The 20,064-nt window shown below is 35.8% G+C and carries 19 protein-coding genes; 8 read left to right on the top strand and 11 right to left on the bottom strand.

Features of this window, described 5'->3' with window-relative positions:
- The first annotated feature begins 55 nt into the window (after positions 1-55).
- The gene (locus JNUCC76_RS01595) at positions 56-457 is read left to right on the top strand and encodes a YbaN family protein (RefSeq protein WP_454155239.1); all 402 of its coding nucleotides are present in this window, start codon (positions 56-58) and stop codon (positions 455-457) included.
- A 48-nt stretch (positions 458-505) separates the two neighbouring features.
- Here JNUCC76_RS01595 and JNUCC76_RS01590 read toward each other — a convergent pair whose 3' ends face one another.
- The 10 genes from JNUCC76_RS01590 to JNUCC76_RS01545 all read right to left on the bottom strand — a co-directional run bounded on the left by JNUCC76_RS01590 (position 506) and on the right by JNUCC76_RS01545 (position 15,011).
- Complete coding sequence (locus JNUCC76_RS01590) at positions 506-1,666, bottom strand: LCP family glycopolymer transferase (protein ID WP_454155237.1); 1,161 nt, start codon at positions 1,664-1,666, stop codon at positions 506-508.
- A gap of 149 nt (positions 1,667-1,815) precedes the next feature.
- The gene (locus JNUCC76_RS01585; protein ID WP_454155235.1) at positions 1,816-3,804 is read right to left on the bottom strand and encodes an ABC transporter ATP-binding protein/permease; all 1,989 of its coding nucleotides are present in this window, start codon (positions 3,802-3,804) and stop codon (positions 1,816-1,818) included.
- Positions 3,805-3,991: 187 nt separating this feature from the next.
- Complete coding sequence (locus JNUCC76_RS01580; protein WP_454155233.1) at positions 3,992-4,243, bottom strand: SdpI family protein; 252 nt, start codon at positions 4,241-4,243, stop codon at positions 3,992-3,994.
- 189 nt (positions 4,244-4,432) lie between these two features.
- Positions 4,433-6,475 carry a peptidoglycan D,D-transpeptidase FtsI family protein gene (locus JNUCC76_RS01575; protein WP_454155231.1) on the bottom strand — a complete coding sequence of 681 codons (2,043 nt, stop codon included), beginning with the start codon at positions 6,473-6,475 and terminating at the stop codon, positions 4,433-4,435.
- 80 nt (positions 6,476-6,555) lie between these two features.
- Positions 6,556-7,809 (bottom strand): aminoacyltransferase, encoded by a 1,254-nt coding sequence (locus JNUCC76_RS01570; protein WP_454155229.1) that lies wholly within the window; start codon positions 7,807-7,809, stop codon positions 6,556-6,558.
- Between the two features lie 75 nt (positions 7,810-7,884).
- Positions 7,885-9,009 carry a LysM peptidoglycan-binding domain-containing protein gene (locus JNUCC76_RS01565; protein WP_454155227.1) on the bottom strand — a complete coding sequence of 375 codons (1,125 nt, stop codon included), beginning with the start codon at positions 9,007-9,009 and terminating at the stop codon, positions 7,885-7,887.
- 192 nt (positions 9,010-9,201) lie between these two features.
- Complete coding sequence (locus JNUCC76_RS01560) at positions 9,202-9,555, bottom strand: NlpC/P60 family protein (protein ID WP_454155225.1); 354 nt, start codon at positions 9,553-9,555, stop codon at positions 9,202-9,204.
- Position 9,556: 1 nt separating this feature from the next.
- Positions 9,557-10,861: a LysM peptidoglycan-binding domain-containing protein gene (locus tag JNUCC76_RS01555; RefSeq protein ID WP_454155224.1), complete on the bottom strand. Its 1,305-nt coding sequence runs from the start codon at positions 10,859-10,861 to the stop codon at positions 9,557-9,559.
- A gap of 317 nt (positions 10,862-11,178) precedes the next feature.
- A complete protein-coding gene (locus JNUCC76_RS01550) occupies positions 11,179-12,147 on the bottom strand; it encodes a beta-ketoacyl-ACP synthase III (RefSeq protein WP_454155222.1) in 969 nt (322 codons plus the stop codon).
- A 179-nt stretch (positions 12,148-12,326) separates the two neighbouring features.
- Positions 12,327-15,011, bottom strand: a complete 2,685-nt coding sequence (locus JNUCC76_RS01545; protein WP_454155220.1) for a valine--tRNA ligase — start codon at positions 15,009-15,011, stop codon at positions 12,327-12,329.
- A 759-nt stretch (positions 15,012-15,770) separates the two neighbouring features.
- Here JNUCC76_RS01545 and JNUCC76_RS01540 point away from each other — a divergent pair.
- The 7 genes from JNUCC76_RS01540 to JNUCC76_RS01510 all read left to right on the top strand — a co-directional run bounded on the left by JNUCC76_RS01540 (position 15,771) and on the right by JNUCC76_RS01510 (position 18,615).
- Positions 15,771-15,923 carry a hypothetical protein gene (locus JNUCC76_RS01540; protein WP_454155219.1) on the top strand — a complete coding sequence of 51 codons (153 nt, stop codon included), beginning with the start codon at positions 15,771-15,773 and terminating at the stop codon, positions 15,921-15,923.
- A 164-nt stretch (positions 15,924-16,087) separates the two neighbouring features.
- Positions 16,088-16,255 (top strand): hypothetical protein, encoded by a 168-nt coding sequence (locus JNUCC76_RS01535; protein WP_454155217.1) that lies wholly within the window; start codon positions 16,088-16,090, stop codon positions 16,253-16,255.
- Between the two features lie 67 nt (positions 16,256-16,322).
- A complete protein-coding gene (locus JNUCC76_RS01530) occupies positions 16,323-16,598 on the top strand; it encodes a hypothetical protein (protein ID WP_454155215.1) in 276 nt (91 codons plus the stop codon).
- 68 nt (positions 16,599-16,666) lie between these two features.
- Entirely contained in the window at positions 16,667-16,873 is a 207-nt protein-coding gene (locus JNUCC76_RS01525) for a hypothetical protein (RefSeq protein ID WP_454155213.1), read from the top strand.
- 69 nt (positions 16,874-16,942) lie between these two features.
- A complete protein-coding gene (locus JNUCC76_RS01520) occupies positions 16,943-17,182 on the top strand; it encodes a hypothetical protein (protein ID WP_454155211.1) in 240 nt (79 codons plus the stop codon).
- A 105-nt stretch (positions 17,183-17,287) separates the two neighbouring features.
- Positions 17,288-17,431 carry a hypothetical protein gene (locus JNUCC76_RS01515; RefSeq protein ID WP_454155209.1) on the top strand — a complete coding sequence of 48 codons (144 nt, stop codon included), beginning with the start codon at positions 17,288-17,290 and terminating at the stop codon, positions 17,429-17,431.
- Between the two features lie 260 nt (positions 17,432-17,691).
- Complete coding sequence (locus JNUCC76_RS01510) at positions 17,692-18,615, top strand: alpha/beta hydrolase fold domain-containing protein (protein WP_454155207.1); 924 nt, start codon at positions 17,692-17,694, stop codon at positions 18,613-18,615.
- Positions 18,616-19,157: 542 nt separating this feature from the next.
- On the opposite strand, the gene JNUCC76_RS01505 is transcribed toward JNUCC76_RS01510, so the two are convergent.
- The gene (locus tag JNUCC76_RS01505; protein ID WP_454155205.1) at positions 19,158-19,979 is read right to left on the bottom strand and encodes a VanW family protein; all 822 of its coding nucleotides are present in this window, start codon (positions 19,977-19,979) and stop codon (positions 19,158-19,160) included.
- Between the last annotated feature and the right edge of the window lie 85 nt (positions 19,980-20,064).

The raw sequence follows: 20,064 nt of genomic DNA, 5'->3' as shown, positions 1-20,064 counted from the left end.
ACATCCTAATCAATTTTATTAATTTAATTGTACCATGTGATGGTACACTATATATATGAAAATACTATTAATTGCCCTTGGGGCGCTCAGTTTTGCTATTGGTACCATTGCAATATGGATTCCCGGCTTGCCAACAACAGGATTTTATGTCCTAACCGCAATTTTGTGGTCTAAATCTTCTAAAAAGCTAGATAGTTGGCTACACAACAATAAATATTACCAAAAGTACGTTGACAAAGCTGTTTTTGATCGTCAACTATCACTAAAGGGGCGTTGTTTAATTTATTTAGTGACTGCTGCCATGATGGCAATCCCATTTTTAAAGACAGATATGGTTTGGCTAAAATGGGTACTACCGCTCACCTCGTTAACACAGATTATATCAATGGAAAGCTATTATCGTGGCTTTCTTTGGCGCAATGGAATCCCCTTTACCAAAGCAAAGACACGTGAATAACTCAAATAAAAAATACTTCCCTTAAACAAGTATAAGGAAAGTATTTTTTTATTGCGCATCTAATGTTTCACCAATAACATTTAAGTTATATTCAGCAACGCCATAAGACAATACGGGTACCGAACTACCAAACTGTGTGCCTGTTGTTTTACTACCCAAGTTTAGTGATTTACGTAGTAGATTTGTGACACGTTGCTTTTCCGATGCCTTCACCATTTGATAACTCACACCATTATACATGTCACCAACACCTTGTAAATGATCTGACTTTTGGTTTTTAGTAGCTGCCATATATGATAAAGCAATTTTTGTCATATTATTATAAGTTAAATCTGTCTCAGCATTTTTTGAAATTGACTTCATAAACTTAGCATTCAATAATGTCTTAGCGCTCGCTGACTTTTTCAATAAAGCTTTTAATACTAATCGTTGGCGCTTTTGGCGGCCATAATCGCCTTCTGGATCATCATAACGCATACGTGAAAATGACAAAGCAGCATAGCCATCCATAGTGGTATAAGTTTTAAAGTTTTTACCATCAGCGGCATATTCATATTTCTCTTGGTTTTTATAGAACTTATAAACCGCTTTTTTATCATTTTCAGGTTGATAAGTAAACGTTAATGGTGACGTAACTTTCACACCGCCCACTTGATCAATAACTTTTTCAAGTCCGCCCATATTGACCAACGCATAGAAATCAATTGGCACATTCAAATAATTTTGTAAGGTAGACATGGTAGCACCAACGCCTGCAATTGGAAATGCTGCATTTAACTTTTGTGGGAAAGTATCTTCTCTACCAATAATTGAAACCATAATATCACGAGGAATTGAAACCATAGTGGTCGTTTTGGCTTGTGGATTAACAGTAATTAACATCATTGAATCCGTAAGTCCTGTACGATCACGTGCCAGCGCACCAGTATCCGTTCCTAATATTAAGATTGAAAAAGGTTTGCCATCTTTTAAGACTTGATTAACATCGCGAGCTTTTGTTATATTTGCACTACGATGCATCGTGTCAACTGATTTTTTGATATTGCTCAATATCATTGATGCCACAATACCACCAACTATCATTAAAAGAACGATTATTGAGACAATCCAACGCCACTTCTTGTGTCGTTTTTTTGGCTTTCGTGGTTGTTTATGATTTGGCATCGGTGCCTGGTTCTGGCGAGTCATTCGGCTCATGTTATTATCCATTATTTTGTACCCCAAGAAATATCCTGATTTTACATTATACCATTAAAACCTGTGAGGGTGCGAATCCAAATATTTAAGATAAATTTTATCTATTTAACTGTTGGATTCATAAAAAAAATCCACGATGAAACTGTGGATTTTTTCAGTAATTAATCGGCCGCTAAAGCATCAATCGTATTCAAATTAGCTGCACGACGTGAAGGAACAAATGAAGCAACTAATGCAATAATGAGTGAAATGATGACTGCAAAAATAACGTTTCCTAGAGAAACTTGTACAATATTAAATTTAATCAACCCATAAAGAGCCGAATTCATTGCAAATTGTGCAAGATAAGCTGTTGCAATACCAAACACAGCAGATATGATTCCCATCAGTAATGCTTCATTTGTAAACAACCCACGAATATCTTTAGCACGAGCACCTAATGCACGTAGGACACCAATTTCCTTGGTACGTTCCGAAACCGACATATATGTCGTAACAATAATCATAATTGCTGACACCACTAATGAAATTCCAGCAATTGCTGCCAAAACATAAGAAGCCAAACTAGTAATTGTATTTATTGTATCCAATACACTACCCACTGAGACTGCTACAGCTGCTTGTTGACCATTATCTTTAATTTTATTAACCGCACTAACTGCTGACTTTACATTGTTTGTATCGTTAATTTTCAGAGTTAGATAATTAGCCTCTGTTACGGCATTAGCATTAGCCAAGTCTTTTTTCATACCCGAAAAAGTTGTCGCATAAACAGTGCCAGCTTGACCACCATCTGTTATTCCAACAATTTTCATTGTTGACGTCACAGGCACCGCTTGGTTGTTTTTGTTATAAGCAACATAAGTGTATGAAATATTCTTACCAATCAAAGATTTCCAATTTTTATTAGCTTTTTGTGCAAATGTTTTATCAATGACAATTTCATTGTCTCCAGATGGCTTATGTCCTGCTTTAATTATCTTATTAGCGTATACAGGGGACCACGTTTGAACTTGAGTTCCTGATTGAGACTGTGTATTGCCATACTTAAAGACAGCACCACCAAATTGATATCCTTGATAAGTTTTAGAAATGTTTTTAACATTACCAATTTTTTTAATTACACTGTCAGAAAAAACGGTAGATGAATAATCCGTAGCAGCAGCCTGTGCTGTTGCCTGTACGCGTTCCGTGCTCGTTGCATCTTTATCGCTTAAAGTATTTCTAACCACAGTTGGATAGTTTGGATTAGCTAATGAACTAACTTGATCATTAATATATCCTTTAATTCCATTGCCTAAACCAAGAAATAGAATTACCGAGAAAACGCCAATTGCAGATCCAAGTATGATCAAAAAATTCTGTAGTTTTTTATATTTCAAATGATCAAATGCCATGTCCCACACAGACGATGCTGATAAAGTCTTTGAAATTAAGCGATCAGTCGTTGCTGGCGCCTCAAATTTATCTTTCAAATTCTTTTCTTCATCAATTTTACCATCCGCCATGTGCAAAATACGCGTGCCATACTCAGCAACAGCTTGTGAATGTGTCACGACAATAACTAATTTGCCTTCTTGAGCAATTTGTTCAAGCAGCTCAAGTACCTCAGCGGTATTAACAGAATCTAGCGCACCTGTTGGCTCATCAGCAATCATAACATCTGGATCAGCTGCTAATGCACGAGCAATGGCAACACGCTGTTTTTGACCACCTGAAAGTTGTGAAGGATATTTATGAATATGCTCACTTAGACCAACTTTATCCAATAATTCAGTTGCACGTTGCTTACGCTGTGCCGCTGACAAAGTAGTCATATTTAAACTAGTTTCAACGTTTTCCAAGTTTGTTTGATAATTAATCAAATTGAAACTCTGGAAGATATAGCCGATTGTTTCACGACGATATACATCTAACTTCTTTTCTTGCTTATGGTCCAAACGATTTCCATTAACAAGCACATCACCTGAAAAGTTTCGATCAAGTCCACCGATGATGTTCATCAGAGTTGATTTACCACCACCTGATTCTCCTAAAATTGAAACAAATTCGCCCTTTTCAAATGATAAATTGATGCCTTTCAAAACTGGAAATTCTTCTTTTCCCAGATAATAAGATTTGTGAATATTTTTTAATTCCAAAAATGACATACTTTTTCTCCCTCTTTTGAATGTGCTATGTCTTCTGATACACTACTCTTTTAAAAACAGTTAAATTAACTCACTTCTTTTGACTAGTTACAATCTAGTATACAATAGTCATGCTCTTTTTCAATCTTTTCATGTAAATATTTTAGTTTCTTCGTCAAATCAGGTATAAAAAATGTTATTTTTTCTATTACACTTTATGCCTCAATTGAACAAAATAAACTATTGGAACGATAATAATTAATAACACAACTCCTATCATTATTACTGATGCCCCAAACCCATCAATTATTTCTAAAAATCCACCAGTAATCATTATAATTCCACCAATACGTTGCGTTTTAAACCAATTCATATCATTATCCAAAACGGTCGATTTCACTGTGTTTTGAGTATCTAGTTGCCTAATGCTATAAATAAAATACCAATAGTCAGCAACCATATATTAGTTACATTAATGTGATTCCCTAATTCATTAAGTAAAGATATAAGATAATAAAACATTTGTGACTAATGGAATAGACCAATTAATAATTGTATGCATTTTATTATTTTGACTACGAGCAACTATTTTCGAGCGAAATAGGTAATAAAAAAGACAGTAATCATGATTACTGTCTTTTTTATAAAGTTATGGTTTATTTTGAACATACTTCCAATAAGCATTAATTATTTTTGCCGCAATTTTACCATTGGTCCCATCTAAATAATTATTCATACCTGGGATAGCCATAGCCATGACCATCGGTTGTCCCGGTACATAGGCAACAATGGATTCTGTATAAGTTGTATGTCCATTGGTTGTCGTTTCGGCGGTTCCTGTTTTAGCATAAACATGTGGTTCGAGTTTATGTATATCTGTTCCACCAGTATTGTAGGTGTCAGTACCATTCGCAACACGATTCATCCCCTCATGGATTACATTCCATTCGTCAGAATCTAACTGAACTTGCCCTTGTATGTTCGGTGTGGCCGTCCACACTGTACGCTGTTTTGAACTATTAGCTGAACTTTGTAATATCGAGCTTACCAAATGAGGCTGAATCAAATACCCACCATTAGCAATTGTAGAAACGTATCGTGCAAGTTGAAGTGTCGTGTAGGTATCATATTGACCAAATGATTCATATAAATATTTACCCAAATTCGCGCCCGTCGTTTCACCTCGGTAGCCAGCAGTTTCGCCACTGATATCAATACCTGTTTTGGTACCTAACCCAAATTGTCCCAATCCATTACGCAATGTCTGGAAAGCATCTGAATTCAACGCTAATGCTGAACCAGAGCTATAAGTTTGTCCACCGATTTTCATACCTAACTGAACAAAATATGTGTTCGAAGAACGTTCCAAAGCTGTTTGTGCGTCAACTGCAACTGGATTCCCTGACTTGTTCCAGTAAGAAGTAATTGTTGGTGTACCAGCAATTTTAATGGCCTGGTCTAATAATGTAGAACTTGTGGGTGTAATAACACCTTTTTGGAATGCTGTAGCGAGAACTGCCGGTTTAACAACAGATCCCATAACAATCGCATGATTAATATTTCCAAGTGGATCAGCTGTTTTAGTACCAGTTGAATAATCTCTATCGACACCGGCCATAGCATAAATACCACCAGTATAAGGATTCATGACTGTGGCATAAGCCCCTTGAACGTCACCCGTAGGCAAATTATCTTCTAATATTTTTTGAACTTCTTTTTGATAATCAGCATTAATGGTTAATTTAAGACTATCTCCAGACTGACCTTTGTATTTTACAGAAGATGATTTTACCGTACCATCAGAAGCAGTTGTAACTACAGTCTGTGATGCCGATCCCTTCAATAAGGATTCATAGCTAGACTCCAAATTAGAACTACCAACTGATTCGTTTTGTGAATATCCTTGTGCTAAAAGCGTGTGTAACCTATCATCAGGTAAACCATTATCTTCACTAGTTACTGTACCAATCAAAGCCTGAAAATCGTTTCCTTCGGGATATTGTCTTGCCCAGCTTGTACCTATCTTAATACCAGGGAATTGGCTTAAACGCTCACCAATCTCCGCTAATTCTGTTTCTGTCACATCATCTTCTTTAATGAATGTCGTTGACAATGAATAAGCACCACTCATCCGCTGGAATATCATTGCATCATTATCACTAACTTTTGAAAGCAAATTATGCTTTTCTACATAACTTACCGACAAGCTAGTAATTTCTGATGTTGTCAGGCTACTACCATTCTTATGTTCTTTAACAACACCCTTTTGCACCTTAGCCGCATTAGTTGCATCAGCCAAATAAAAGTCGGCTTTAGAACGATCACTTAGGCGGGTTGTATCAACTGTCAAATATTTTCCAAGTTTAATGGCAGTGCTCCGCATTGTGCTAGAAGTAATATTGGTACCGCGCGTAAATGTAATCGCTGTTTGCGCCTTGTTTCCAGCCAAAACACGTCCGGTCGAATCGTAAACCAAACCTCGTGGTGTATTTCCCTTTTCAACGGTTTCTTCACTTCGGTTGACTTCAGCCAAATAATTGGCTCCTTGTTTAATCGTTAAAAACCCTAATTGTACAACTAGGGCAATCATGAGTATAAACGATATGAACAACAAAATTCGCAGACGTGTTGGTAAGTTAGCACGTGCGTCATTTTTATTATCTCGCTCTTCTAGATATGGATTATGTTTCATAAGTATTTTGTACCGCCAATTTAATAATTACCTTATATACCATACCACAAAACGGGTTTTACTCGCTAAAAAAGCTCATTTTAAGCACGGCCCATCATTTTTTTGAGTAACCGATAGATTCCGTATTTAAACGGATTAACAGGCATCATGAAGTTTCCTACTAATTGACGTGCTTGTCCCTCAAAAGTCGTTTTGAATCCTAACACACCATCACTACCATCAAACTTTCCAGCAATGCCGTAGAAGTTATAACGCTTGAGTCCCGCCTGAACTGCCTTGTTAATCATAACGTCTTGTATTTGATAAGGGCCATAATAGTCCATATACTCTTCATAAGTGCCTGAATACAGATAATTCATTTCTTGAGGTTGCTGTATAAATAACGCACCGGCGACGACGACTGTTGATTTACCAGCTGCTTCTTTCTGTTGTTCCGCTTTTAGTATGCGCTTGCTATGTTGATTTTTTTGATCATCAAATTCAGCATACTGACGCTTGAATTTATCATTAGTCGGATATTTTTCGATCTTTTGGTTAATCTTGGCCAGTTTGGCATCTAATTCAGAGATTTTTTCATTCTCTTCCTCAATATAATTATCAAAATTTAGTTCAGCAAAGACAAATGTTGCGTCATCGCCATACACATCATACACTGTTTGATAAAAATTCAAGTTTTTATCTTTGTAATGTAACCTATCGGCTGTTTTCTGTGTTAATTCCTTAAAATCTGGCAAGTCATCTCGTGTTAATTGACGTAAACGAATACCGAACTGAGCATTCTTTTTCAAATAATACTGAGCTTTCTTATTATACGAGGCACGAACCGATTTCTCATCGGTTAATTCTGACAAGTCTTTGATATACTCCCATTCTGGAGAACCAGCTGTAGTGAAACCATCTACAAATGGCAAATGGTTAAATCCAAGCTTTTTCATTTCTTCGATAAATACCGTATTCTCTTCACCTAGAAGCTCGCCATGATTATTCGTCATTTTCAAAGTCACATTCGGCCTTACTTCAATATAAAGCCCTTTGTTCTCGCGTGAAAACCTTACGAAGTTGGACATGAAAAAATCCAATAATTCATGATTTTCAAAATCCAATAATGGTCCACGATCAATTGAAAAGATATATCCCATATGTACTTTTTCACGCATGACCAACGCTGCAGCCACTACTTTGTCGTCAGCTTTGACCCCTAACAACCAGATTTTATAGCCTCGTTTTTGTAATAATTCAGCTTGTTCACCTGATTGTAAAAAGGTACCAACAGAACTTTGCTTTTCAAATTCTGCATATTCTTCTTTTGTTAATTCAGTAAATTTATACAACATTTTTTATACCTCTGCACTCTACTATACATGAGAACACAAAAAAAGTGGATAGCAACTATCCACTTTTTGGTGTTATTAATGTGCGTCAATGACGATCCATCCGTCATAATAACCTACACCAGCTTCGGTGAAGCTAGAGTTAACAATAAATTCAGTGTGACCACCATTAACCATACCTGTTTCATAGTACCAAGCATTGATCACAGTTGCACCTGCAGCAAAACCATTAGCAACAACTTCAGGAGTTGATGATGATTCATGCAAACCAAACCAGTTAGATGATGTTGCAAGAGCTTGTGCACGGCTTTGAGCTTGTGCTGTCAATGAAGCTGAAATCTTAATTGGTGACAAACCAAGAGTAGCACGCTTTGCATTCCAAGCATTAATAGTAGCATCAGCTGTTGTTGCAGTTGATGAACTGTTGTTTGTATTTTCTGTTGAAGCAGTATTATTAGAAGTTGATGATGATTGTGTAGAACTTGATGATTGTGTTGTTGTTGCAGTTGATGAACTTGAAGTTGATGAACTTGAAGTTGAAGTAGATGATGCTGACAACTTTAATGTTTGACCAACAGTAATCACATTAGCATTTGAAATGTTATTAGCAGCTACTAAGTTAGCTACCGTTGTACCATTTGCTGCCGCAATCTTGTTTAATGTATCACCTGACTTAACAGTGTAAGAACCGTTTGAGGCAGTTGCTGTGTCATTTGATGTTGTTTGAGTTGTCGTAGTTGATGATTGTGTTGTTGTTGAGTTTGAAGTTGATGAAGCTGATAACTTTAATGTTTGACCAACAGTAATCAAGTTAGCGTTTGAAATGTTATTAGCAGCTACCAAATTTGCTACCGTCGTACCATTTGCTGCTGCAATCTTGTTTAATGTATCACCTGACTGAACAGTGTATGAACCAGTAGATGATGAAGTAGTTGTTGTAGTTGAGCTCTCTGATGATGAACTTTGTGTAGTTGATGATGAAGATGCAGTTTGTAGTTGTTGTCCAACAAAAATCAAATTAGCATTTGAAATGTTATTAGCTTTAACCAAAGCGTCAACAGTTGTACCGTTTGCTGCTGCAATCTTGTAAAGCGTGTCACCAGCTTTAACTGATACAGTGTTAGCAGAAACTTGAGCAGCACCAGCAACGGCAAACGCACCGGCAGCTGTAACGACAGATTTAGCAATAGTAGATTTTTTCATAATAGTCAAACTCCTATATAGGGACTCATATTCAGTAATGTATTTTAATTTAAATTCTTTTCCGTCTTCTCGACAATTCCTAGTATAGCAATCCGCTGTGTCATGGATATTTTCTGTACTTTGCACTTTGTTGTCAATATGTCAAAGAAGTTTCTTTTGTAACAAAACAAACATCTAAATGACGATTGTATGTCAGAATACAGAACCAGCAATACATGGATACCAATTTCTTGATAACGTTTGAATTTTTGCCACATGATCCCCGTTATTTACAGCAATAAAGTGGTTTCCGCCGACATAAATACCCACTTCATATGGTGTATTCTGTGTGCCCCAAAATAGCAAATCTCCTGGTGTCGCTTGTAAGACGCCCAATAAATGATGCATTTGTTTAATGAGATGGGCAGGTGAAGCATCCCAATGTGCTCCTTCGGGTAATGGTACTTGCGCTCTCATAAGCTGTTGAGCAACAAAACGACCACTATTGTAGTCGTTGAATGTTTTTCCTAAGTTATCTAATGCTAATTTTAAATAATCATTTTGCATATTATTGTGCGTTAATAACGATCCAACCGTTGTAATAGCCGACACCTGCTTGTGTGAAGTTAGGGTTAACAATAAATGCTGTATGCCCACCGTTCACCATACCTGTTTCATAATACCAAGCATTAATAACAGAAGCTCCAGCACCAAATCCATTTGCAACAACTTCAGCAGTACCGGAAGACATATGTGTACTAAACCAGTTCGATGATGTTCCAATTGCTTGTGCGCGGCTTTGAGCTTGTGCAGTCAATGATGCAGAAATTGTAACAGGTGATAATCCTAATTCTGCACGCTTTGCATTCCATGCGTTGATTGTTGCATCTGCCGTTGTATTACCAGTTGAAACGCTAGTTGTTGTGGCAGTAGTATTAGTAGTTGTCGTTTGCGTTGACGAAGAAGTTGACGATGCGCTAGTCGTTGAACCACCATTAGCTTTGTACGCATTGTACTCAGCCATTGTCATGTAGCCATCGTTATTAGTGTCAGCCGCAGCAACATAAGTGATGTTGTCACTAGTTGATGTTGAAGCACTTGATGTGCTTACTGAAGACGAAGCCGTTGACGTAGTGGTTTGCGCTGCTGATGATGTTGAACCACCATTAGCTTTGTATGCATTATACTCGGCCATTGTCATGTAACCATCATTATTTGTGTCAGCTGCTGCAACATATGTAATATTTTCTGTAGCTGATGATGCGCTTGCTGATGAAGCTGATGATTCTGTCGCCGCTGATGATGTTGAGCCACCATTTGCAACATATGTATTATATTCATCAAGCGTCATAAAGTTATTGTTGTCTGTATCAGCTGCTGCAATATATTTCAAATTACTTGTGTCAACAGATGAAGATTGTGCAGAAGCAGCTGTCACAGTTGTAGCAGCTGAACTGGTTGCTTGAGTAGTTGAAGCTTTTAATGACAATTCTTGTCCAGTCAAAACAAGGTCAGTATTTGACAAACTATTCAATGAAGATAATACTGATACATCTACACCAGTTTTTTCAGCAATCTTTGATAATGTATCACCTGATTGCACAGTATATGATGTGCCGTCTTCTGATAAACCAGAAACTTCTTGTGTTGCGTTAATTTCTAGTGATGAACCTGCTAAAATCAGGTCTTTGTTGCTAATTCCATTAGCCTTAGCTAACGCATCAACAGTAGTATTATTTGCTGCTGCAATCTTTGACAAAGTGTCGCCTGATTGCACTTCTACTGTATCAGCAGAAGCTGCTGCATGTCCACCAACAAAGGCCGCAGCACCAGCTGCAGTAGTCAATAAAGTCTTCTTAAAAAATTTACCCATATTCTTATGTAACTCCTGAATGAATTGTATTAACTCGTAATAATTAAATTTTAGATTTACTGTTAAGCAAATCTTAATAACATTATTTAGTATATCCGTTTGTTGTAACGTGTGTATTGTGCGACTATATCAATATTGTGACAATATTACTGAAATATGTCATGACCGAATGAACGTTGATATATAGGTATTTTAAGATCTTTTAATAACTTAAAAATGAACTCATTCCACATAAAAATGGTGAAAAAGTACGTTTCATTTTGCATTTTTCACCATTTCGATATTATTAAATTCAATTAAACCCCTTAAGGTTTTCTTTAAAATTGCAAAAGCATGCTACCATAGGTAAAACCAGCACCAAATCCAGTTAGCAAAACACGTTTCTCTTTTAAACTAACTGACTTACTTAATTCATCTAGTCCAATAGCAATCCCAGCAGATGATGTGTTACCATTCGTAACAACGTTTGTTGAAAACTTTGTCATTGGTTCGCCGAGATCATTTGCAATATGCTCGATCAACCGTAAATTTGCTTGATGGGGTATAAAGTAATCAATATCACTAGCTGATAAATTATTTTCGCTCAAAAAATTACGGATATGATTTGGAACAATAGTTGTTACTTCATCAAATACATTACGTCCTTGTTGTGAAAAAGCATCTATTTTGGGATAGTTATCCACAGATAGATTTGTCAATGGTGCTATTCGTCCTGAATGTACCACATCTGCATTCCCGATTGTATGCATCTTTTCAGCTTTCACAATACCTGCATCATCAGCCGTCATCAAGACTGCTCCTGCACCGTCTCCAAAAAAGACAGTACTGGTACGATCCTTGAAGTCCATCATTTTCGAGTTGACTTCTGCAGAAATGACTAATGCATTTTTATATTGACCAGATTTAATAAACTTGTCAGCTGTGCTTAACCCAAAAACAAACCCTGAGCAAGCTGTTACAATATCATAGGCCCAAGCGTTTTCAGCATGTAAATTGCGCTGTACTAGTGCTGCCGTTGACGGTGCCAATCCATCTGGGGTAAATGTTGTTACAATAATTAAATCAATATCTTCTGGTTTAATATCAGTTTGGTTCAATACTGACTCCGCAGCACGTGTCGCTAAATCACTCGTATTTTCACCTTGCAATGATATATGTCGCGTTTTGATACCAGTATGAGCCTGAATCCACTCGTCACTGGTATCTATGATTTTTGCTAAATCATTATTAGTCACGATGTCTCTAGGTACATAATGTGCACTTGCGAGTATTTTACTTCCGGACATTGTAACTCTCCTTAAAAAATTGCATACTGCCATATATTACACGCTATTTTATACTCTAACTATTGTATCTAATTTAAGAAAAAAGTCCACTACTTGACTTTTTTTCCATACAAAACTATTGCTCATTACCTTGTCAAATAATAAATAAAATCACCCTGTTAAGAGTGATTTTATAATTTCTATTGATTTGCTTTTAATATCTGTAATCTTTCTTCTGTTGCATTAAGTTTGGCTTGCCAATCAGCTAATTTTTCTTTTTCCGCAGCAACAACCGCCTCAGGGGCCCCAGAAACGAACTTTTCATTTCCTAGTTTTCCTTCAGCTCGTTTTACTTCCCCAGCAAATTTTTTCACTTCGGTTTGTAAGCGTGTTATTTCTTCGTCAATGTCAATCAGTTCAGCCAATGGAACATAAATTTCAGCACCTGAAATTACTTGTGACATTGCCAAATTAGGAGCTTGCACATCATCACTGATTGTTAACGTTTTAGGATGAGCAAAACGATTAATATAGTCAGCATTTACTTCAAAAATATCCTTCAAATTATCATCTGAAGTTTTAATCATTAAATCAATTGGCGTCGACATTGGTGCATTTGCTTCTGCTCGAATATTACGAACAGCTACAATCAAATCTTGTAATGATTTGAAAGCTTTTTCGGCTTCAGAATTATTTAACTCTTCATGTACAATCGGATATTTTACAATAGCAAAATCAGCTTCTTTGCCGTTTTGATTTGGCATTTCTTGCCAAATCGCTTCAGTAACAAATGGCATGATTGGTTGTAATAGACGTAATGTCTGATCCAATACATAGGCCAAGGTTTGCTGAACTGGTGCCTTAGCATTGTCACTATTCAAAGTTTCCTTGGTCATTTCGATATACCAATCAGCAAAGTCAGACCAGATGAAATTGTACAACTCACGTCCTGCTTCACCAAACTCAAATTTATCAAAATTACGTGTTACATTTGCAATAACGTTGTTTAAGCGAGACAAAATCCATTGATCAGCCAATGTTAATTGGTTCATATCTGGCAATTCAGATGGTGTGTCATCATCTAGATTCATAATAACGTAACGTGATGCATTCCAAATCTTGTTAATGAAATTCCAGGCTGAGTCCATTTTTTCATATGTGAATCGTAAGTCTTGTCCTGGAGTTGACCCTGTTACCAAGAACCACCGTAGAGCATCGGCGCCATATTTTTCAATAACGTCCATTGGATCCACACCATTCCCCAATGACTTTGACATTTTACGACCTTCACCATCACGAATTAATCCATGAATCAAGACATTTTTGAAAGGTCGTTGTCCTGTAAATTCTTTTCCTTGAAACATCATCCGTGCAACCCAGAAGAAAATGATATCATAGCCGGTTACTAATGTATTTGTTGGATAATAACGGGCGAAGTCACCGTCTAGATTTTCTGGCCAGCCCATTGTTGAAAATGGCCATAGAGCAGATGAGAACCATGTATCCAAAACATCCGGATCACGTTCCCAACCATCCCCTGCTGGTGCTTCAGTGCCAACATATAATTCTTCTTGATCTGTTCCTTTATTTTTATACCAAGCAGGAATTTGGTGTCCCCACCATAATTGACGTGAAATAACCCAGTCACGAATATTTTCCATCCAATGTGAAAATGTATCCTCAAAACGAGCTGGTACAAATTCAACTTTTTCGTCATCATTCTTTTGCATGGCTAGAATTTGTTCAGCCAATGGCTCCATTTTAACAAACCATTGTGTTGATAGACGCGATTCAACCTGAACACCTGTACGTTCGGAATGACCAACAGAATGAACAATTGGGTCAACTTTTAGCATGTAATCGCCAGCCTCAAGGTCAGCGGCAATTGCTTTACGAGCCTCGAAACGATCCATACCATTGTATTTACCAGCAAACTCATTCAAGTGCCCATCTTCAGTCATTGTATTGATGCGCTCCAAATCGTGGCGATTACCTACTTGGAAGTCATTTGGATCATGGGCTGGTGTGATTTTCACCATACCAGTACCAAAATCTTTCTCTACATATTCGTCCGCTATAATTGGAATTTCACGACCAACTAATGGCACCAAAACCTTTTTACCAATTAAGTCTTTATAACGTTCATCGCTAGGATGAACCGCCACAGCAACATCCCCAAACATTGTCTCTGGACGAGTTGTTGCAATTTCAATGTAGTCTTTTCCATCGAATGTTGTTCCATCTGTAAATGGATACTTAACATGATAGAATGCGCCCGCATCATCTTGGTATATCACTTCGATATCCGATAAGGCTGTTCTTGCCTGTGGATCCCAGTTAATGATATATTCACCGCGATAAATCAGTCCTTTATTGTACAAATCAATAAAGACCTTGTTAACAGCCTTGTTTAGTCCTTCATCAAGCGTAAATCGTTCGCGGTCAAAATCTAGTGACAACCCCATCTTACCCCATTGTTGCTTGATGGTAGTGGCATACTCGTTTTTCCAGTCCCATACTTGTTCAACGAACTTTTCACGACCCAAATCATAACGTGAAATACCTTCAGCACGTAATCTTTGTTCAACTTTTGCCTGGGTTGCGATACCAGCGTGATCCATGCCAGGTAACCATAGGGTATCAAATCCTTGCATTCTCTTTTGGCGAATGATCATGTCTTGTAATGTCGTATCCCATGCATGTCCCAAATGAAGCTTTCCTGTAACGTTAGGAGGTGGGATGACAATAGAATAAGGCTCTGGTTCATTACCTTGAATTTCTTTGTTTGATTCTGGTGCAAATAGCTTTTTGCTTTGCCAATTGTCATAACGACCAGCTTCAACAGAAGTTGGATCATACTTTGTTGACATATCAATATCACGCATATTTTATTCCTTTCTTTTAGGTCATAGCACGAAAAAATCGTTCTAATCTCAAATTACAGAGATTAGGACGATTTTTTACCGTGGTACCACCTAATTTGTCGCCTAAGACGACCGCTTATTTTATTTAATATAATTATAGTTCTCAGCAACCTTGGGCATTAACACGATTGATTTTCACTAAACATCAACTCTCTGAACGTGCGCTTGCTTAATCCTCTAAGATTATTTTAATGTTACCGTAAAATAAGTTGTTAGTCAAGCAAATGTTAATCTTCTGTACAGTCACATTTCATTTTTTCATGCGAGACTATATTCAGCATATATTCGCTTTAAACAGTCTTCTTTGTCTGGTATGATAGTTTATATCAATAAATTATTTCAAAATAAGAAGTCTTTTTTCAATATTTTGATAAACGTTTAACACAAAATATTACAGAACCAAAAGATTAAAAATAAAAAAACAATACGAAATGAACAAAATAGATATGCCAAAGTAGATTATTTCAATTTCAATTCAGATTGTATGAAGACAAAAGTTATAGAGAACGACAGGTCAAGTGAAAGACTTACGAAAAAATAAATACTGTTTTAGCTGATTTAGAGGCATATAGGCATGAAATTATCGAAGTACAGTATAAAACATCTGTATTCTCTTATTCAGCTATGATAGTTCACAATAAAATGTTGATACCATATTTTAGACATTCCTATGTGTCTTAAAAATGTCATTTTGAAGAATATATGACTTGGGGGAACTTTATGGATTTATTCACAGCTTTTACTTTAGCAAGTAGTGGATTATGCTTTTTCGGCATTGCTAAAGATAAGAACAATAAAAAATATAAAATAGCAGGAATAGTGATGTTAGTGGCAAGCTTCATTAGTGTTTTGAATTTCTTTTTCTTTAAATAAAAGCACCTACTATCAATAAGTGACTTAATTATGATAATTGGGGATGACATACCCGCTAATTATTCAAATAAAAAAACGCTACCCGTCAGTGATTACTGAAAAATAAGCCAACATGGTGGTTCCAAGATTGATGAGTGAGTTGTTTAGTACTTAGGAGAGAGAATATGAAAAGAACTAAGAAAACAGTACTTATATCTTTAGACCTAGTAGCAATACTGTACTTAACATTTGCATTAGTATTACCCCTATTCGATATAGGGCACGAATCTAATAGTCCCCTAATTGCACTGACAACCATTTATCTAGCAATTTCGTCTATTTCATCGAAATAAAAAAGCACTCAAAAGTGCGTACATATTACGTGCAGAACCACGTTAAAAGCATTATTGGGGATGAAATATGGTAAAAAATAAACAAGAATTAAAATCGCAAATAGTAGCTTATGGTTGGCAACTAGTCACACCTGAAAATACAATCGTTATGGACAATGACCAAGGCAATATAGCCATTCAAGATAGTTCTGATAATTTTAGGGGTGGCCCATTTATAGTATTAAAAGTTAGTGAAAATGAAGTGACAGTAGAATCTAGCGGAATCTTTGACCAAGGTGTCTCAATTACGTTGGACAAAAAGATTGTCATTAAACGTCGTCCTGAAATTAAAATTAATGACTAAGTGATCTCTAAATAAAAAAATTCACAGAAGGCTTACATACTTCAGAATAAATTAGGAGCATTATTATAATGAAACGAACTACACTCTGGTTAAGTATGACATTGCTACTTGCTTTACTAACAATGTATACAGTCTACCAAAACGGGATTGACTTTAGTTTTTCTCTAAGCATATCTAAAAATGAGACTTCAGCAAATGGGTCAATGGCATTTTTATTTACTTTGCTAACTATTTTTAGTGGCACAAAATATCTAACGTGTAAATTTACTAAATAAGTACCCAAAAAGTGCGTACCTACTACATCCAGACCCACGTTAAAAGCATAATTGAATCGGGGACGAAACATGAAACAAAAAATATGGATGATTTTAAGTACAGTAGTCAGCTTATCTATACTAATTGCATTAGTAACAGCAACTATAATAACAGGTAACCGACTTTATACTAAAATTGGATCATTATTTATTGGTATTCTAACAATTATTTCTGCTATTCAAGATATAAAGAAAGACGGTAAGGTAAATTGGCAAAGCAGTCTATTTTTACTAATGGGCTTATATTTTATAGTACATCCATGGCTCTAGATTAAATAAATGCACTCATAGAGTGCGTACATACTTTCCAAGCATTCACGTTTTTAATCAAAGCATTACAACTAATTTGGAGAAATTATTATGACGTGAAACAACATGCAAAACGAACTAAAATTTTTGCTTTATATATCTGATGATACAGATGTGAATATTGATGTAGTCATCCGTGATGAAACATTATGCATTATGGGGTACATGAATTATTCAATGTGGGCGTACTTGCTGTTAACAAACATTTAACTAATAATCACGTAATAAATATTGACAAACAAAAACATGCTGATTAAAAACCACGCTCTAGTTTTAATCTAGTTCGTGGTTTTATTGTATGCTTCTTTTAATTTCCTAGTTATTAACATTTATTTAATATTACTCTAATAACTACTTTGACTTTTTATTATTTGTTAGCATTAAATTTATCAGGAGAATTGCTATGCATTGTTTCATGAAAAAATTTAATTGCAAATAGTAAAACACAATTTCAAGGAGAATTAAAAATTATGATTTCTATAATTTCACTTAATAACAAAAGAAGTTGGCAATCCGTATTATTTGAAAAAATAGTTCATCCCCTGCCTTTGATGAAGGATGAGAGAAAACAGAGCAATTTTGAAAAAGCCATGATTGATAGCGAAACTCCTTATCAACTTCCAAAAAATGTTAAAAAGCAGTTCAACATTCATAATATAAATGGTATGGATGAGTCTACCTTCGAACTTTTACCACAAAATGAAAAGTTTTCTAAAACAATTTATTATCTTCATGGTGGTGCTTATTGGCGGCAACCTTTCTTTTTACATTTCAAAATGTTACAGAATATAGCTAATCAGAATCAAGCAAGAATTATCATACCTATTTATCCAAAATCTCCACGATATACCGCTGATGATGTCTTCCCATACATCTTAAATAATTACAAAATGGCCGTAAAAAAGTTTCATCTTATGTCTTCGGCACTAATTTTAATGGGTGATTCTGCTGGTGGTGGACTTTGTCTCTCCCTATTACAATTATTGGAGAATGAAAAAATAGATAAACCTAGTAAAGTGATTTTATTTTCACCTTGGTTAGATATCAGCAATTCAAACCCCGATATGAAAGCTATTCAGCCAAAAGACCCATTGTTAAATATTGAAGCTCTAGCTTATCAAGGGGAAGTTTATAGTGGAACTTTCAACACAAACTCACCTTTAGTCAGCCCGATAAACGCTGATTTTTCTAAATTTCCGCCTGTTTATATTTTCTCCAGTAGCCATGATATTCTCTACGCTGATGTCAAAAAGTTATCACATAAATCAAACGAGAATGTCAATTATTATATTTTTCCAAAAATGGATCATGTATTTGTTGCCTTCCCAATACCAGAATCACAAAAAGCACTTGGAATAGTCACCCAGTTAATTAGCAAGCAATCTACTGTGTGACATACCCTTTTATTCAAGCTATGGTTGAAGATGACCTCTAGACTAAAAAGAAAATGTCTGAATGTACACAAGACATATATTTGAACCAAACGCACTATAATAAACAAGCAACTTGATATTATGTTTAGTAGTCTATAGTTAGTAATATATTGATGAACTTAAAAAGCAAAAAGAAGTTTTAACGTGAAAAAAATGCTATCAAAACCATAACTTTTATCGTAGTTATTTTAATTCTTGGCACGTTATCATCATTTAGTATGGAATGAATTCGTGGATAAAAAACGTATTAAATTATTATCGGTTCCTTTTATTATGGTTATTGTTCGCCACGTACTTATCAATTTCAGTACTTATTTTAAACTAATTCTGCTAAGTGAATTTTCAAAACAATAAAACCACGATCAATATTAAATCCAGATCGTGGTTTTATTGTAACGTTGTATATTGTGTTTGTAGTACCAATACACGCTAGTCTATGTTTAAATGCTCAATATAGACCTAGCAACAAGGTAATGTATTCTTAACAAGGATACGGGAACGTATTAGCTTTTTTGTTTGACTACTTTCAAATTGCTTGTGTCATAAGCTACCCTGGCATGATTAGTTTTGATCAGTTTTTCAGAAATTAAGTTACCGTTGTTAAGTACATATTGAAAGATCTTCCCACAACGATATACTTGACCGCCTTCTTCAATAAACTTCTCATCAACCATTTTAACCTCATAGGTGTTTTTAGGTTTTTCTGAAGCGCGCAACTCACCATGAAGATATTTGTCACCGACATACGTTATTAGCTGATATGTTGTTGAAGTATTGTTTTTAAATCTATAATCAAGGTAATTATAAACGATAGATGTTCCACTACCAAAAGGCACTTGCCTGTCAGAATCAGGAAACATATCTACTTGCTCATGATGATACTTTTCAATGACATCTAAAGGAGAATGTAAAACCATCCAATGAATCAGGTTACTAAATTGACATAATCCACCACCAGTTCCTTTTTTTAATTCCCCATCATTTGCAACCATTAAACCTGATTGATAGCCATTTTGAACCGTACATCTTCCCACCAAATTCCAAAATGAAAAGGTTTCTCCTGGTTTAATCAATACTCGATTTACCTTAGGTGCAGCAATCTGTAGATTTTTTACCTTTGCTTCTTCCACGGGAACTGGCACTTTTCTCAATCCTCTTCGCATCAAAGACTGGTGCTCAAAGACGATATAAGGTAGTTTAGTATCATACTTATCTTTAGATATGTTTGCCCTCAAGGTGTCAGTAATTTTACGTTTCAGAATGTGCCCTTCATAAGATATTCTATATGTTAATGGCGATATTTCGCAAAATAATTTTCTTGTCATCATTTCCCCTACCCTATTCTCTCTTCTTTAAATATTATCATCTCGTACAAAAGAATTTAACTCATTCTAAATGAATACGGTAATT

The organism is Leuconostoc sp. JNUCC 76 (genome assembly GCF_053667755.1).
This window is presented reverse-complemented; position numbering and strand designations above follow the sequence as displayed.